Source organism: Caballeronia sp. NK8 (genome assembly GCF_018408855.1).
GTDB lineage: Bacteria > Pseudomonadota > Gammaproteobacteria > Burkholderiales > Burkholderiaceae > Caballeronia.
In genome coordinates, this window is sequence record NZ_AP024325.1 from 21,568 (window position 1) to 35,078 (window position 13,511).

Annotated in this window: 16 protein-coding genes and 1 pseudogene; 10 read left to right on the plus strand and 7 right to left on the minus strand. The window is 63.5% G+C overall.

Translation table 11 applies throughout. The features are described 5' to 3' along the window. Positions 1-105 precede the first annotated feature (105 nt). Together NK8_RS25650 and NK8_RS25655 are read left to right on the plus strand one after the other, a co-directional pair. Positions 106-852, plus strand: coding sequence for a lipoate--protein ligase family protein (locus tag NK8_RS25650; protein ID WP_162070371.1), 747 nt, complete (start codon positions 106-108; stop codon positions 850-852). 18 nt (positions 853-870) lie between these two features. Next, the gene (locus NK8_RS25655) at positions 871-1,701 is read left to right on the plus strand and encodes a hypothetical protein (RefSeq protein ID WP_225936464.1); all 831 of its coding nucleotides are present in this window, start codon (positions 871-873) and stop codon (positions 1,699-1,701) included. Between the two features lie 7 nt (positions 1,702-1,708). Here the strand turns inward: NK8_RS25655 and NK8_RS25660 are convergent, their stop codons facing one another. The 3 genes from NK8_RS25660 to NK8_RS25670 all read right to left on the minus strand — a co-directional run bounded on the left by NK8_RS25660 (position 1,709) and on the right by NK8_RS25670 (position 3,615). Next, positions 1,709-2,239 carry a YMGG-like glycine zipper-containing protein gene (locus NK8_RS25660; protein ID WP_162070369.1) on the minus strand — a complete coding sequence of 177 codons (531 nt, stop codon included), beginning with the start codon at positions 2,237-2,239 and terminating at the stop codon, positions 1,709-1,711. A gap of 49 nt (positions 2,240-2,288) precedes the next feature. Next, positions 2,289-2,639 (minus strand): hypothetical protein, encoded by a 351-nt coding sequence (locus NK8_RS25665; RefSeq protein ID WP_162070368.1) that lies wholly within the window; start codon positions 2,637-2,639, stop codon positions 2,289-2,291. 172 nt (positions 2,640-2,811) lie between these two features. Beyond that, positions 2,812-3,615, minus strand: a complete 804-nt coding sequence (locus tag NK8_RS25670) for a DeoR/GlpR family DNA-binding transcription regulator (protein ID WP_213232487.1) — start codon at positions 3,613-3,615, stop codon at positions 2,812-2,814. A 31-nt stretch (positions 3,616-3,646) separates the two neighbouring features. On the opposite strand from NK8_RS25670, the gene NK8_RS25675 reads away from it, so the two are divergent. Beyond that, complete coding sequence (locus NK8_RS25675) at positions 3,647-4,240, plus strand: NUDIX domain-containing protein (RefSeq protein ID WP_162070366.1); 594 nt, start codon at positions 3,647-3,649, stop codon at positions 4,238-4,240. Here the strand turns inward: NK8_RS25675 and NK8_RS25680 are convergent. Next, entirely contained in the window at positions 4,237-5,187 is a 951-nt protein-coding gene (locus tag NK8_RS25680) for a LysR family transcriptional regulator (protein WP_213232488.1), read from the minus strand. The genes NK8_RS25675 and NK8_RS25680 overlap by 4 nt on opposite strands. 110 nt (positions 5,188-5,297) lie before the next feature. Between NK8_RS25680 and NK8_RS25685 the strand changes: the two genes are divergently transcribed. The 4 genes from NK8_RS25685 to NK8_RS25700 all read left to right on the plus strand — a co-directional run bounded on the left by NK8_RS25685 (position 5,298) and on the right by NK8_RS25700 (position 9,082). After that, the gene (locus tag NK8_RS25685; RefSeq protein WP_213232489.1) at positions 5,298-6,050 is read left to right on the plus strand and encodes a 3-oxoacyl-ACP reductase family protein; all 753 of its coding nucleotides are present in this window, start codon (positions 5,298-5,300) and stop codon (positions 6,048-6,050) included. Positions 6,051-6,084: 34 nt separating this feature from the next. Next, the gene (locus tag NK8_RS25690) at positions 6,085-6,687 is read left to right on the plus strand and encodes an NADPH-dependent F420 reductase (protein ID WP_213232490.1); all 603 of its coding nucleotides are present in this window, start codon (positions 6,085-6,087) and stop codon (positions 6,685-6,687) included. A 108-nt stretch (positions 6,688-6,795) separates the two neighbouring features. Further along, the gene (locus NK8_RS25695) at positions 6,796-7,632 is read left to right on the plus strand and encodes an alpha/beta fold hydrolase (RefSeq protein WP_213232491.1); all 837 of its coding nucleotides are present in this window, start codon (positions 6,796-6,798) and stop codon (positions 7,630-7,632) included. A 211-nt stretch (positions 7,633-7,843) separates the two neighbouring features. Beyond that, on the plus strand, positions 7,844-9,082 hold the full coding sequence (locus NK8_RS25700) for an MFS transporter (protein WP_213232492.1): 1,239 nt from the start codon (positions 7,844-7,846) through the stop codon (positions 9,080-9,082). On the opposite strand, the gene NK8_RS25705 is transcribed toward NK8_RS25700, so the two are convergent. Further along, positions 9,071-10,312, minus strand: a complete 1,242-nt coding sequence (locus NK8_RS25705; RefSeq protein WP_213232494.1) for an MFS transporter — start codon at positions 10,310-10,312, stop codon at positions 9,071-9,073. The genes NK8_RS25700 and NK8_RS25705 overlap by 12 nt on opposite strands. Positions 10,313-10,440: 128 nt before the next feature. On the opposite strand from NK8_RS25705, the gene NK8_RS25710 reads away from it, so the two are divergent. Continuing rightward, a complete protein-coding gene (locus tag NK8_RS25710) occupies positions 10,441-11,319 on the plus strand; it encodes a LysR family transcriptional regulator (RefSeq protein WP_213232496.1) in 879 nt (292 codons plus the stop codon). A 158-nt stretch (positions 11,320-11,477) separates the two neighbouring features. Further along, positions 11,478-11,774 (plus strand): H-NS histone family protein, encoded by a 297-nt coding sequence (locus tag NK8_RS25715; RefSeq protein WP_301549900.1) that lies wholly within the window; start codon positions 11,478-11,480, stop codon positions 11,772-11,774. A gap of 24 nt (positions 11,775-11,798) precedes the next feature. On the opposite strand, the gene NK8_RS25720 is transcribed toward NK8_RS25715, so the two are convergent. Together NK8_RS25720 and NK8_RS25725 are read right to left on the minus strand one after the other, a co-directional pair. Further along, on the minus strand, positions 11,799-12,275 hold the full coding sequence (locus NK8_RS25720; protein ID WP_213232498.1) for a YbaK/prolyl-tRNA synthetase associated domain-containing protein: 477 nt from the start codon (positions 12,273-12,275) through the stop codon (positions 11,799-11,801). Between the two features lie 5 nt (positions 12,276-12,280). Then, complete coding sequence (locus NK8_RS25725) at positions 12,281-13,249, minus strand: threo-3-hydroxy-L-aspartate ammonia-lyase (RefSeq protein ID WP_213232500.1); 969 nt, start codon at positions 13,247-13,249, stop codon at positions 12,281-12,283. Between the two features lie 69 nt (positions 13,250-13,318). Here NK8_RS25725 and NK8_RS42910 point away from each other — a divergent pair. Then, positions 13,319-13,509 (plus strand): annotated as a pseudogene (locus NK8_RS42910) (helix-turn-helix domain-containing protein); the annotation flags it as partial. Between the last annotated feature and the right edge of the window lie 2 nt (positions 13,510-13,511).

Here is a 13,511-nt window from a genome sequence, read left to right on the forward strand (position 1 = left end):
GCGCCCCGCCGGAGAAGGCCGCCGACGGGGCGCGCTCGTTCGTCGCCGTTATTGGCTACCATGCTGGGGTGGCGTCCGCTCGCGACGCGCCCGGACATCGATTCCATGCCCTTCCAACTGCTCGATCCCGCCTCGCGTTCCGGCGATCCCCTCGATGCCGAGGAAGCGCTGCTCGCGCGCGCGGCCGCCGGCGACGCCGTCGCGCACGTCTGGGAAGCGCCTGCGTCGCTGGTCGTGCCGCGCAGCTATCAGCGCTACGCGCCGCTTGCCGACGCTCGCGACGCCTTCGCACGGCGCGGTTGTCCCGTCTGGCTGCGTCTGTCGGGCGGCGGCCTCGTTCCGCAAGGCCCGGGCATTCTCAACCTGAGCCTCGCCTATCCGGTGCGCGCGCCGATGGGCACGCTCTCCGAAACCGTCTATGTGCATCTGTGCAGGATTCTCGCGGATGCGCTCAACTCGCTCGGCGTGCTGACGCACTGGCAGGCGGTCGAAGGCTCCTTCTGCGATGGCCGCTTCAACCTCGCGTGGGGCCCCGGCGACGATGCACGCAAGATCGCCGGCACGGCGCAGTACTGGCGTCGCGTGCCTGACGGCGACAAGGACCAGCCGCCACTGTATGCGGTGCTCGCGCACGCCGTCCTGCTCGTCGATGCCGATCCGATCGAAATCAACGAGCGCGCCAACGCGTTCGAGGCGATGATCGGCAGCGGACGCCGCTACGAGGAAATGCGCGTCGTGACCGTTGCGCAGGCGCTCGCCTACGAATGTTTCTCGATACCCGCCGATCTGCGCGAGCGCGTGCGCGCGGCGTTGATCGAACGTGTGAAGGACGCGCCGCTGCCAGAGCAATAAAAACGCATCGAGGTGGCCATGCCGCTCAGAAGTGCTTCGAACGGGTTCTTCTTCGCGCTGTGGGTGGCCGTGTGCGCCGCCGCGCCCGAATTCCTCTGGCAAGGGCTGTTTTCCCTGTTCGGTCACTTTTCGCTGACCGATGCCGCCGCGGCGCTGTTGATCGGCGCGATTCTCGCGTTTTTCGTCGAACCGGTTCTGGAGCGCCTGCGGGGAATCGGCGACGCGCCCGCACACGCGGAAAAATCACCGGCGTTCGCCGCGTGCGAGGCGTTGAGCTTCGCGGTCGTCGCCGTCTGCGTGCATGAGGCCATCACCGTGTACGTCGCGGCAAGTCACTCCAACGAGCAGGCGGCCGAGAATCTCGCCAGGGCCGTCTCGCTGGCGCTGCAATGGGCGATCACGCCTTTTTTCATCACGATCGCGTGGATGGCCGCGCGCGGGCCGTCGTGGGTCGCGTGGCCGGTGGCGGCGTTCGCGGTGATCGTCAGCTTTGTCGCCGGCGTGATATTCGGATGGAGCGTGCACGTGCTCGTGACGAGCGTGATTCCGGTGATCTGCGTGCTGATCGCGGGATGCATCATCGTGCGGCAACAATGGGACGCGCGCACGTTCAGGCGCTGTGCACGCGCCACGGGTGTCATCGCGCTCGCCTGGCTCGTGCTGATGGGCGCGCTGCAAGTCGTGCTATGGCTCGCGCACGTGCAGGCGTTTCGCATCTACGAACGATCGGAGTTCTGGAGCGATCTGCGTTTCTATATCGGCTGGGTGACGGGCTTGCTCGTCGCGCCCGCGTTCGTGACCGACGCGCCGCTCTACGCCGGAGGCGACGAACGGCGCATGCGGCGATGACGAACCGTCAATACGCTCCGGGCGGCGGTGGCTGCCAGCCGGCCGGGGGCGGAGGCGGCGGAGGCGTGGTGTATGACGAGCCATAGGGCTGGCTCGTGCGTACCGCGCCACGCACCGGCACCTTGTCGCCGGCGGCGTACATGCATTGCAGATACGCGTAGTCGTAACGTTGCTGCACGTTGTAGCCCGACGCCTGCGATGCGCCGACGCCAAACGCGCTGCCGGTCAGCAGACCCGCGCCCGCGCCGATGGCCGCACCCGAGCCGCCGCCGAACGCCGCGCCTGCCGCAGCGCCGAGCGCGGTGCCGACGACCGCACTGCCGACTGCGCTGTTGGTCGCGGCCTGATTCGCGTCCACGCCGCCGACCTGATTGAGGGCGAACTGCCGGCACGAGGCATCGTCGGCGCGGAACTGGTCGAACGTCTTGGTGCTGCCGGGCAGCGCCATCACGCTGGGACCGGTGGGCATCACCGTGCAGGCCGACAGGCCGAGCGCGCCGATTCCCGCAAAAAGCAGGGCAAGCCTTGAGTAGTTCATGGATTCTTGCAAATTCGTTTCGTCGTCGGTTTTCGAAGCGCCAGAAGCGTCAGTTCGATGGCGGCGGCGTCGCCGGAACCGGGCGCCATGCGCCGGAGCATTGCTTCACGTACGGGTAGTAGGCTCGCGCGGAGTCGCAGTAGTACCACATGCCGGGCTGCTGGGCGGGCGCGCCCGGATCGGCGACGGGCTGACCCTGCTCGACGTATTGCACCGGCGCGGACGGCGCGACGACCACGGGCGGCGGCGGATAGTAGTAATACGGCGCCGGCGCGACGGGATATGGGTAATACACGGGTCCGCCGACCCACACGCCGACGCGCGCCCAGGCGTATGCATCGGCGGTCACGCCCGCGCTCGCGATCAGCGACAGCGCTATTAAAGCCTTCAGGCGATTCACGACCTTCTCCAGAAAAATGTTCGCTGTGTCGATGCCTTCAACGGAAAACCGGCCTGCGCTGTTGACCGGACATGGCACATCTTTCAACGCTATGCCAGTTGGAGAGGAAATACAATTACAGGACCCGGCCCGTATTTTTCGGCGCGTTACCCGGTAAAAATACGTCGCAATATCACGCGCGCAGCACGGTAATTCCGGCTTGCTCGATCGGCTCGGTGAGCTTCGCGTCAGCCGCATCCTCGACGATGATCGTCTGCGCCAGTTCGATCGCCCCGATCCTGTAAGCCGACGCCGCATGGAGCTTCGCCGCCGACGCGAGCACGACGGTTTCCGCCGCGCGCGCCGCGAGCGCGCGCTTGATATGTGCTTCCTCGAAATCGCCGGTGGTGAGGCCGGCGGCCGGATGCACGCCAGTGACGCCCATGAAATAGAGGTCGGCGTGAATGTGCGACATGGCTTCGACGGCAGCCGCGCCGACCGAGACGATCGAATGCTTGTAGAGCCTGCCGCCGATCAGCACGACTTCGACCGATGCGTGCTCCGCCAGCGCGACCGCGACGCTCGGACTATGCGTGACGATCGTCGCGCACAGTTGCTCGGGCAGTTGCCGCACGAGGAGCGCGGACGTGGTGCCACCATCGACGATGACGACCTGCCCCGGCGCGATCATCTCCGCCGCTTTTTTTGCGATACGCCGCTTCGCATCCGATTCCATTTTCTGACGCCGCGCGAACGGCGCAACGGCCGGCGACGCCGGCAGCGCGCCGCCGTGCACGCGTTGCAACAGGCCTTCGGCCGCAAGCTCGCGCAAATCCCGCCGGACGGTGTCTTCCGAGACGCCGAAGCGCGCGCTCAGATCGCTGGCGAGCACCTGGCCGTCGCGTTTGAGGGTATCGAGGATCGCTTTCTTGCGTTGGCTGGTCAACATGGATTTGCACGAATTCACTTGATATTGCACGAAACTGCACGCTACCATGGGCTCGATTAAATGTCGAACAGGTGAAGCGATGGAAACGAAAGAGCGCGTCCGCATCCTCAAAACCGACGTTCTATCGGACGACTGGTACGTACTCAGAAAGGTCACGTTCGATTTCCTGCGCCGCGACGGCACCTGGCAGCGTCAAAGCCGCGAAACGTACGACCGCGGCAACGGCGCGACCATCCTGCTGCACGACCGGAAGACTGGCAACGTGCTGCTGACGCGCCAGTTCCGCATGCCCGCGTTCGTCAACGGCCATCACGGCATGCTGATCGAGACGCCGGGCGGTTTGCTCGACGATGCGTCGCCGGAAGAGCGCATCCGCGCCGAAGTGGAAGAGGAAACGGGGTATCGCGTGCATCACGTCGAGAAGATTTTCGAGGCGTTCATGAGCCCTGGATCGGTGACGGAGAAGCTCTATTTCTATCTCGGCGATTACGACAGCTCGATGCGCGTGTCGGACGGCGGCGGCGTCGAGGAAGAGGGCGAGGAAATCGAGACGATCGAAGTGCCGCTGCAGACGGCGCTGCAGATGATCGAACGCGGCGACATCATGGACGGCAAGACGATCATGCTTTTGCAGTACGCGGCGCTGAAGGCGCGTTCGGACGCGTCGATCTAGCCTGTACGGGTTGGCCGGGGATCGAGACTTCCGGCGAATCGCTCCGCGAGTTTCTGAACCTCGAACGCCCTCACGACCCAGTCGACGAACGCGCGCGTCTTTGCGGGCAAAAGCGTTCGCGACGGGAAATACATCGAGATTGCGCCCGCATCCGAATACCAGCGCGGCGCGAGTCGGACCAATGAGCCATCTTCGAGGTCCGCGAGCACGTCCGCGGTTGCGAGCATGGCGACACCCATGCCGAGCAATGCGGCCCCGCGCATCGCAGACGGATCATTCACGACGAACGACTCCTGCAGGCGCACCGGCTCTTCGCGGCCGGTCACGTCGCGCATGCTCCAATGGCGCACGCGGCCCGATTGCAGGGAACGCATGACGATGCCGCGAAATTCCTGCAGGTCGGCAGGTTCGCGTGGCGGCGTCTTGTCGACCATGTAGCCCGGCGATGCAACCGCGATCACGTGCGCAGGCGCCAGCGTCCGCGCGACGACCGTCGGCGAAAGGTCGAACCCTCCGCCGATCGCGACGTCGTAACCCTCCGCGATCAGATCGACCTGCCGGTTCTCGAAGTGCCACTCTGGTTTGATTCGTGGATACCGCTCGAGGAAGCCGGGCAGCAGGGGCAGGATATGCGCCACGCCGAACGTGGGCGCCAGGCTGAGTTTGAGAACGCCCGCAGGTTCGCCGCCTTCACCCGCGATACCCGCGATGGCGGCCTGAATGCCACTCAGATTGTCCGATACGGCCAGCCGGAAAGATTCGCCGGCTTCGGTCAGAGTCAGCTTGCGAGTCGAGCGATGGAAAAGCCGCACGCCGAGATTGCGCTCGAGCATCGCGACGTTGCGGCTTACCGCCGCTGGCGTCAGAGACAGCCAGCGAGCGGCTTCCGAGAAACTCCCGTGCTCCGCGCTGCGGATAAACGATTCGAGATTGGCGAGCGTTTCCATCGCGTAGCCTTCAAGTGAACGTTGAAAGTATAACAAGCTACTTCACACTAAAACTTGAGTCAGAAAACCGCCATAGTTGCTTCAACCCAAACACAGCAAGGAGCGAAGCAATGAGCAACGATCTGAAACCCCTCAGCGGCAAGGCAGCGCTGGTCACCGGCGGCTCGCGGTCCATCGGCGCGGCGATCGCGAAGCGGCTTGCGCAATACGGCGCTGCGGTTGGCTTGACGTACAGCGCGTCGCCCGAGCGCGCGGCCGAAGTCGTCGGCGAAATCGAAGCCGGGGACGGCAGGGCGTTTGCGATTCAGGCGGACGCGGGCAATCCGTCGGCGGTGCGTGCGGCAGTGGCTGCGGTGGTCGAAAAGTTCGGCGGCATCGACATTCTCGTGAACAACGCCGGCATGGCGATCAATGCCCCGATCGAGGACTACAGGTTCGAAGACTTCGAGCGGATGCTTGCCGTCAACGTGACCGGTGTCTTCGTCGCAACCCAGGAAGCCGTGCGCCACATGAAGCAGGGTGGTCGCGTCATTCACATCGGCTCGTCGATGACGCGGTATGCGGCGTTTCCGACCGCGTCCGTCTACACGCTCACGAAAGGCGCGATCACGGGCTTCAATCGCAGTCTCGTGCGCGATCTCGGTCCGAAGGGCATCACGGTCAACACGGTGCATCCCGGACCCACCGACACGGACATGAACCCGGCCGACGGACCCGTCGCCGCGATCGTCGGCCCCGGCATGGCGATCGGTCGCTATGGTCAGCCCGCTGAGATCGCGAGCGTCGTCGCCTATCTCGCTACGCCCGAAGCGGCTTTCATCACGGGCGCGGATATCGTCGCCGATGGCGGCCTGACGGCTTGATTCCCACTAATCGGAATGTCAAAGGAGCATTGTCATGCACAGCATCGGAATCATCGGGGCCGGTAATATCGGTGAAGCAATTGCGACTGCGCTCGCTCGAAAGGGCATCGACGTGACATTGTCGAATAGCCGCGGACCGGACAGCCTCAGGGAACGGGCTTCGGCCATCGGCGCAAGCGTCACGCCCGGCACGCGTGAAGAAGCCGCGTCGAAGGACATCGTGTTCGTCGCGGTGAACTGGTCGAAGCTGCCTGCCGCGCTCGATGGCTTGCCCGATTTCGCGGGCCGGATCGTGGTCGATACGAACAACCCAATCGAAGCGCCGTTGTTCAAACCGGTCGACCTCGGCAAGCGCGCGTCGTCGGAAGTATTCACCGATCTGGTGCCTGGCGCGCGCGTCGTCAAGGGCTTCAACCATCTGCAACCCCACTTGCTGACGGGCGATCCCTCCAGCGAAGGCGGTAAGCGTGTACTGTTCTACTCGGGCGACGATGCGGACTCGAAAACCGAAATCGGCGCACTGATAGACCGGCTCGGTTTCTTCGGTATCGACCTCGGTTCACTTGCTGTCGGTGCGCGTCTCGTTCAGTTTCCGGGCGGTCCTTTGCCAGCACTCAATCTGGTTAAGTTCAGCTGAGCGTCGTCGGTCTCCTTTGTATGGCCTGCAAGAACGTCGAAGCCGGCGCCGGGTCTTCAGACTTGGTCCGGCGTCCTGCTCCAAACCTTCCAACGAGTGAGGATCACCATGCCGTTCGTCACGACCAAAGATAACGTCGAGATTTTCTATAAGGACTGGGGGCCGAAGGACGCGCAACCCATCGTCTTTCATCATGGCTGGCCGCTTTCCTCGGATGACTGGGATGCGCAATTGCTGTTTTTCCTCCAGAAGGGATATCGGGTAGTCGCGCACGACCGGCGCGGGCACGGCCGCTCGTCGCAGGTCTCCGATGGCCACGACATGGACCATTACGCCGCCGACGCCTTCGCGGTCGTCGAGGCGCTGGACCTGAAGAATGCCGTCCACATCGGGCACTCGACGGGCGGCGGCGAAGTCGCGCGATATGTCGCGAAGCACGGCGAGCCGTCGGGACGCGTCGCAAAGGCGGTGCTCGTCAGCGCGGTGCCGCCGCTGATGCTGAAGACCGAAGCCAATCCGGAAGGTCTGCCTATCGAAGTCTTCGACGGGTTCCGCAAGGCGCTGGCCGACAATCGCGCGCAGTTCTTCGTCGATGTTCCGACGGGGCCGTTCTACGGATTCAACCGGTCGAGCGCGACCGTTCATCAGGGCGTCATTCAGAACTGGTGGCGTCAGGGCATGGAGGGCAGCGCGAAGGCGCATTACGAAGGCATCAAGGCGTTTTCGGAGACGGACCAGACCGAAGACCTGAAGTCGATTTCCGTGCCGACGCTCGTGTTGCACGGTGAAGACGACCAGATTGTGCCTATCGCCGACGCGGCCTTGAAGTCCATCAAACTGCTGAAGAACGGTACGTTGAAGACGTATCCCGGCTTTTCGCACGGCATGTTGACGATCAACGCGGACGTCCTCAACGCCGACCTGCTCGCGTTCGTGCAGTCCTGACCCCGTAAGCGATTGGACGAGCCGGTAATCACGCCGGCTCGCTTCAATCGACCCTTCTTTCCCGAACTCACCTTTCGAGGGCGAACCATGTTCGCCTTCATCCGCACGCCTATTGTTCGGCCACGCCGTCAACATTGTTCAAGGCGCGGTGCTTTTTCCCAAACCGGGCGCGGCCTAAAGTGGTCGGCTTCAATCCAGCATCAATGTCATCATGCAAATCGATACACCTGCAAATCCAATATCGCTAGAAGAAGGTTCGACGTCGGTGCGTCAATGGCTTGCGGTAATTGCTGTCGCCGTGAGCGCATTTGCGTTCGTGACGGCGGAATTCCTGCCGGTCGGCTTGCTGCCGCAGATTGCGCAGGATCTCGGCGTATCGACTGGCGTCGCGGGCCTGATGGTCACGACACCCGGCGTCATGGCCGCGATTTTCGCGCCGACGCTCATCGTCAGTGCCGGCCGCATGGACCGCCGGTACGTCTTCCTGCTTCTCACCGCAGTGCTGCTGATTGCGAACATCGTGTGCGCCGTCTCGACGAGCATGCCGGTCATGCTCATCGGACGCGCGTTGCTCGGCGCCGCGCTGGGCGGCTTCTGGACGCTCGCGACCGCCGCCGCGCCGCGCCTCGTGCAAGCGAAAGATGCCGCCAGAGCGACCGCCACCATTCTGACGGGCGTGACCTGCGCGACCGTCATCGGCGTGCCGCTCGGGACGTTCATCGCCTCGTTTGCGTCGTGGCGTCTGTCGTTCGCAGCCACCGCCGGACTCGTGGCGGTGGCGCTGGTCGCGCAAGCGTTGCTCGTGCCTTCGCTGCTGTCCGCGTCGGCGTTGCGCATCGCCGATTTCAAGACGTTGTTGCGCCGCCCTCACACGCGCATGAGCATGCTGATGGTCGCGCTCGTATTCGGTGCGCACTTCTCGACCTATACGTATATCGCGCCGCTGCTCGAACAGGACTTTTCGTTGAGCACGATCACGCTCTTGCTGTTCGGATTCGGGCTCATCGGGTTCTTCTCGAATGCGTTGATGTCGATGGCGGTCTCGAACCACCTCAAGAAGTCTGTCGCCGTGATGGTCTTGTTGCTGCTCGGCGCGCTGTCGTCGATGTTGCTGCTCGAACACTCGACCATCGGCGAGACTGCGGGAATGCTGCTGTGGGGCATCGCGTTCGGCGCGCTGCCGCTGTGTTTCAGCGTGTGGATTCAGCGCGGCACGGCGGACTTGCCGGAAGCAGGTTCGGCAATGTTCGTCAGCATCATCCAGGTCGCGATCGCGGCGGGTTCGGCAGTGGGCGGCGCGATTGTCGACCGTGCGGGCGTGCACGCCGACTTCACGCTGGGACTCGGGCTCGCGGTGCTCGGACTGGTGACGCTTCAACGCCTCGCCGCACTGGAACGGCCGGCAAGGAACGCGTCGTTCAAGCAAGCGTGCGACGCGTCACTGGACTGACGCGTGACGACCGATGCGCAAGGTCACGACGAGACAAAGCGCAAGCAGAACGCCGACATACGCTGTGACCGCAGGCCACGCGCCGTGTTGCCAGAACGAACCGCCCACCGAGCCCAGCACGCTCGATCCGACGTAATACGCCAGCAGATAAAGCGACGCCGCGTGACCCTTGGCGGAGCCGGCCAGTTGCCCGACCCATCCGCTGGCTACCGAGTGAGTCACGAAGAAGCCAATCGTGATGAGCACGATGCCGGCGACAACTGCAACGATCGAAACGAAAAGCGTCAGTACGACGCCCACGGCGAACAGTAGAACCCCGCTGACCAGCACCGGCGCGCGCCCGAGCCGGTCGGCAAGCGCGCCCGCGCTCGACGACGACACCATGCCGAACAGGTAGGCGCCGAAGATCAGGCCGCACTCCGTCGCACTCAGGTTGAACGGCGGCGCCATGAGCCGGAACGCGGCGTAGTTGTAGATCGTGACGAATGCGCCCATCACGAGAAAGCCAATCGCGAAGACGAACGGCAGGCGAGCGTGCAGCAGTTGTGCGCGCCACAGCAGGAGATGATGTCGAAGCGTCAGATCGGTGCGCTTGATAAAGCGGCGCGATGGCGGAAGCAACAGCACGAACGCGACGGCTGCAAGCAGGTCGACGAGACCGATCGTCATCATCGCCGTTCGCCAGGAAAAGTATTCTTCCAGCGCGCTCATGCCGATGCGGCCGATCATGCCGCCGAAGGCAGTCCCGCCGACGTACAGGCCCATCGAGAAGCCCAGTCCCTCAGCCGCGATTTCTTCGGCGAGATACGCCATGGCGACGGCCGGGACGCCGCCAAGCGCGAATCCCTCCAGCGCGCGCCACGTCAGCATCCAGTGCCAGTTCGGCGCGCTCGCCGCAAGCATGTTGAACAGCGCCGCAAGGGTCATCGATGCAAACATCAGTCCGCGTCGCCCGACACGTTCGGACAGCGCGCCCGCGCAAAGAATGGACAGCGCGAGGAATCCCGTCGACAGCGACAGCGAAAGCGAACTCGCCGCCGCACCGATATTGAACTCGCGCGCAAAGGCGGGAAGCAACGGCTGAACACAATAGAGAAGCGAGAACGTCGAAAAACCGGCCAGAAAAAGCGCGATCGCAATGCGCCGATACGCCGCCGAACTCGGCAAAACGCCGATTGGCAGCGTGGGGCGGTGCGGTGTCGCCACCGGTGAGAATGAGGGCGAAGACATTGTGCGTGCTCGGCTGATCGGGAACAGACTCATTCTTGCCAAACTGGATTTATATGTCCAATATATGAAACCATGCAGAGCGATACGTTTTAGCACTGGCTCGAACGTGACTGAAGGAGATCGAATCGATGGAGCTTCGGCATCTACGCTACTTTCTGGCTGTGGCCGAGTCGGCGAATTTCACGAGGGCGGCCGAAGTTCTCGGGATAGGCCAGCCGCCGCTCAGTCAACAGATCAAGGCGCTCGAAAAGGAACTCGACGTCGAGTTGTTCAAGCGCACGGCGCGTGGCGCGGACCTGACCGAGGCGGGGCGCGTCTTCGCCGACGAAGCTCGACGAGTACTGGCGGATGCCGAACGCGCCGCGCGCGCGGCAAAACGTGCTGCACGCGGCGAAACCGGGCACCTGCGCGTAGGTTTCACCGGCACCGCGGCGTTCAACGAACACGTATCGGGCCTGATTCGCGAATTTCGCGAAGCGTATCCCGATGCCGAACTGACCTTGCATGAAGCGGCCTCCGGCGTCCTTCTGAGCGCCCTCGAAGCGGGGCAGCTCGACGTCGCGATCGTTCGGCCGGAAAGGCGCATCGCTGACGTCGTGCAGCAGAAAGACTGGCAAGAAGAGCCGATGCTGGTTGCGTTACCCGTCGCTCATCAGCTCGCGTCCCGCAAACGGATCGGGCTTGCGGAACTCGCCGACGAAGCCTTTGTGCAAGTACCGCGCGAAGCCGGCGGTGCGTTATTCGACGATATCGTCGCGGCATGCGCCGAAGCGGGTTTCGAACCGCGATTGGCCCAGCGCGCGCCGCAGATGGCATCGGCCGTTACGCTCGTTGCGGCGGGGCTGGGCATATCCATCGTGCCGAAAGCCATCACGCAGGTGCGCGTGCCTGGTGTCGTCTATAAGCCGCTTGTCGCGCGGGGACTTCGCGCCCGACTTGCGGTGGCTTCGCGGCGCGATGATTCATCGGCCGTGGTACGCAACTTCCTTGCTCTCGCCTGGAAATGAGTCCGACCGTGCGATGCCGAAAAAGAGCGAGCGAAAAGACGGCCTATAATTACGGCACTATTCCCTCAAGCCGGTCGACACAGCATCGGCGATAGATTCCCAAAGCTATGGCATATCAGAGCATCGAACTCGCTCAACTGCGCGCGCAGCAGGAAGCATTGGATAAACAACTGGCTGATGCCAAAGAGCGCGAGACGCGCCAGGTGATGATCGAGATCGTGCAGAAGATGCGCGAGTACGGTATCTCCATCAACGAACTGATGGGCCGGAAGTCCGGCGCTGAGCCGGATGAACCCTCCGCGAAATACCGCGACCCCGCGAGCGGCTCCACATGGAGCGGCCGCGGGCGCGCGCCTGCATGGATCGTCGGCAAGGATCGCGACGCATTCCTGGCCGACAAGGGAGCCGCAGCGCGGGCAATGGTGCAGGCGGCGCTGTTTCCCGAAGGACATTGAATCCCCGGGCAACGGCGACGTTGCTCACGCGCACAGCGGATGGAGAAGCGGCTTCGCAATCCGCAGGTAATCGGCTGAATCGAGAACCATCGATCGGTCAAGCCGGCCGGCGTTGAAAGCAATCTCTTCGAAGTCACCGACCAGCGCCGGATCGACGATCAGTTTGATCGACGGCGAAAGCGAGAACGGCGGAATGGCGCCGATCGCGCATCCTGTCTCGCGTTGCGCTTCATCGGGTGAGGCGAGCGTGGCTTTTCTGATTCCCGCCGCTGCCGCCACTTTCCTGAAATCCAGCTTCCTGTCGCCGGGAAGGATGGCGAGGACCAGCGCCTGATCGTCGGCTTTGCTCTTGCAGAGCATGGCCTTCGCACCTTGTCCCGGCGCCGTTCCACGCATGGCGGCGACCACGTCGCACCGCCCTTCGGCAGGATGCTCGAGCACGCGAAAGCGGGCTTGTTCGCGCTCGAGCAATGCGATCAGATTCTCGAATACGGTCGACATGGCGTTCACCCCGCCGTCAGCGCGCAGAACCGTTCGAGGTCGACATTGCCGCCGCTCAGGATCACGCCCACGCGCTTGCCTTTGAGCGCATCCTTCAGATTCAGCGCGGCAGCCAGTCCGAGGCATCCGGTCGGTTCCACGAGCATCTTCATCCGTGAGGCGAAGAACTTCATCGCGTTCACGAGGTCCTTGTCCGTGGCGGTGAGGATGTCATCGACGTCGCGTCTGATGATGCCGAACGTGTAATTGCCGAGATGCTGCGTCTGCGCGCCGTCCGCGATGGTCGTCGGTGTGTCGATGTGCACGATTTCGCCGCTTCTGAAGGACTGCTGCCCGTCGTTGCCGGCTTCCGGTTCGACGCCATAGAGCACGCATTGCGGCGCGAGCGCACGCGTCGAGAGCGCCGTTCCGGACAGAAGTCCGCCACCGCCCAACGGCACGAACAAATAGTCCAGCGCGCCGACTTCCTCGAACAGTTCTTTCGAGGCGGTGCCCTGTCCCGACAGGATGTCCGGGTGGTCATACGGCGGTATCAGCGTGAGTCCCTTTTCTTCGGCGAGACGGCGGCCGATTGCCTCGCGGTCCTCGGTGTAGCGGTCGAACGAAACGACCGTCGCGCCGTAGCCCTTCGTTGCTGCGACCTTGCTGGCAGGCGCATCGTGCGGCATCACGATGGTGGCCGGAATGCCGAGAATCTTTGCGGACAGCGCAATGCCCTGAGCGTGATTGCCGGAGGAGAATGCGACCACGCCAGCCTCGCGCTGCGCGGGTGAAAACTTCGAGAGCGCATTGAATGCGCCGCGAAACTTGAACGCGCCCATGCGCTGGAAGTTCTCGCACTTGAAGAAAACTTCGGCGCCGATGATGTCGTTCAGCGTGCGCGATGTCTGAACCGGCGTGCGATGCGCGACGCCCGCGATGCGGGAGGCGGCGGCTTCGACGTCGGCGTAGGTCGGGAGCTCGGGAGTGTTCATGGCAAACGTTCCAGGGTGAAATCGGCGGTTCTGAAAATTATGTCCAAAATTGGACAAAAAATCAAGAAGTCGCTGCGCGAGCGTATCGACAAGTTCGCGATCAGCCTCGCGACCACCCCGCAGGCGCTACGCACGGATCAACGCAGAGCGCTGATGCGACGCTGAAGGACGAGGGGTTTCTGGAGCTGCGCCGGTCCATGGAGACGGTCGCGCAGCATTTGCGCGTATCGCGCGCGACCGTGTACAACGACGCCAACTAAGT

Bases quoted from the DNA above. Each gene is read 5' to 3' on its own strand.
- NK8_RS25695 (WP_213232491.1), top strand. From the start codon at position 6,796: ATGCCGTTCGTCACGACCAAAGATAACGTCGAGATTTTCTATAAGGAC.
- NK8_RS25660 (WP_162070369.1), bottom strand. From the start codon at position 2,239: ATGAACTACTCAAGGCTTGCCCTGCTTTTTGCGGGAATCGGCGCGCTC.
- NK8_RS25685 (WP_213232489.1), top strand. From the start codon at position 5,298: ATGAGCAACGATCTGAAACCCCTCAGCGGCAAGGCAGCGCTGGTCACC.
- NK8_RS25650 (WP_162070371.1), top strand. From the start codon at position 106: ATGCCCTTCCAACTGCTCGATCCCGCCTCGCGTTCCGGCGATCCCCTC.
- NK8_RS25655 (WP_225936464.1), top strand. From the start codon at position 871: ATGCCGCTCAGAAGTGCTTCGAACGGGTTCTTCTTCGCGCTGTGGGTG.
- NK8_RS25725 (WP_213232500.1), bottom strand. From the start codon at position 13,249: ATGAACACTCCCGAGCTCCCGACCTACGCCGACGTCGAAGCCGCCGCC.
- NK8_RS25690 (WP_213232490.1), top strand. From the start codon at position 6,085: ATGCACAGCATCGGAATCATCGGGGCCGGTAATATCGGTGAAGCAATT.
- NK8_RS25675 (WP_162070366.1), top strand. From the start codon at position 3,647: ATGGAAACGAAAGAGCGCGTCCGCATCCTCAAAACCGACGTTCTATCG.
- NK8_RS25700 (WP_213232492.1), top strand. From the start codon at position 7,844: ATGCAAATCGATACACCTGCAAATCCAATATCGCTAGAAGAAGGTTCG.
- NK8_RS25705 (WP_213232494.1), bottom strand. From the start codon at position 10,312: ATGTCTTCGCCCTCATTCTCACCGGTGGCGACACCGCACCGCCCCACG.
- NK8_RS25680 (WP_213232488.1), bottom strand. From the start codon at position 5,187: ATGGAAACGCTCGCCAATCTCGAATCGTTTATCCGCAGCGCGGAGCAC.
- NK8_RS25670 (WP_213232487.1), bottom strand. From the start codon at position 3,615: ATGGTAGCGTGCAGTTTCGTGCAATATCAAGTGAATTCGTGCAAATCC.
- NK8_RS25720 (WP_213232498.1), bottom strand. From the start codon at position 12,275: ATGTCGACCGTATTCGAGAATCTGATCGCATTGCTCGAGCGCGAACAA.
- NK8_RS25710 (WP_213232496.1), top strand. From the start codon at position 10,441: ATGGAGCTTCGGCATCTACGCTACTTTCTGGCTGTGGCCGAGTCGGCG.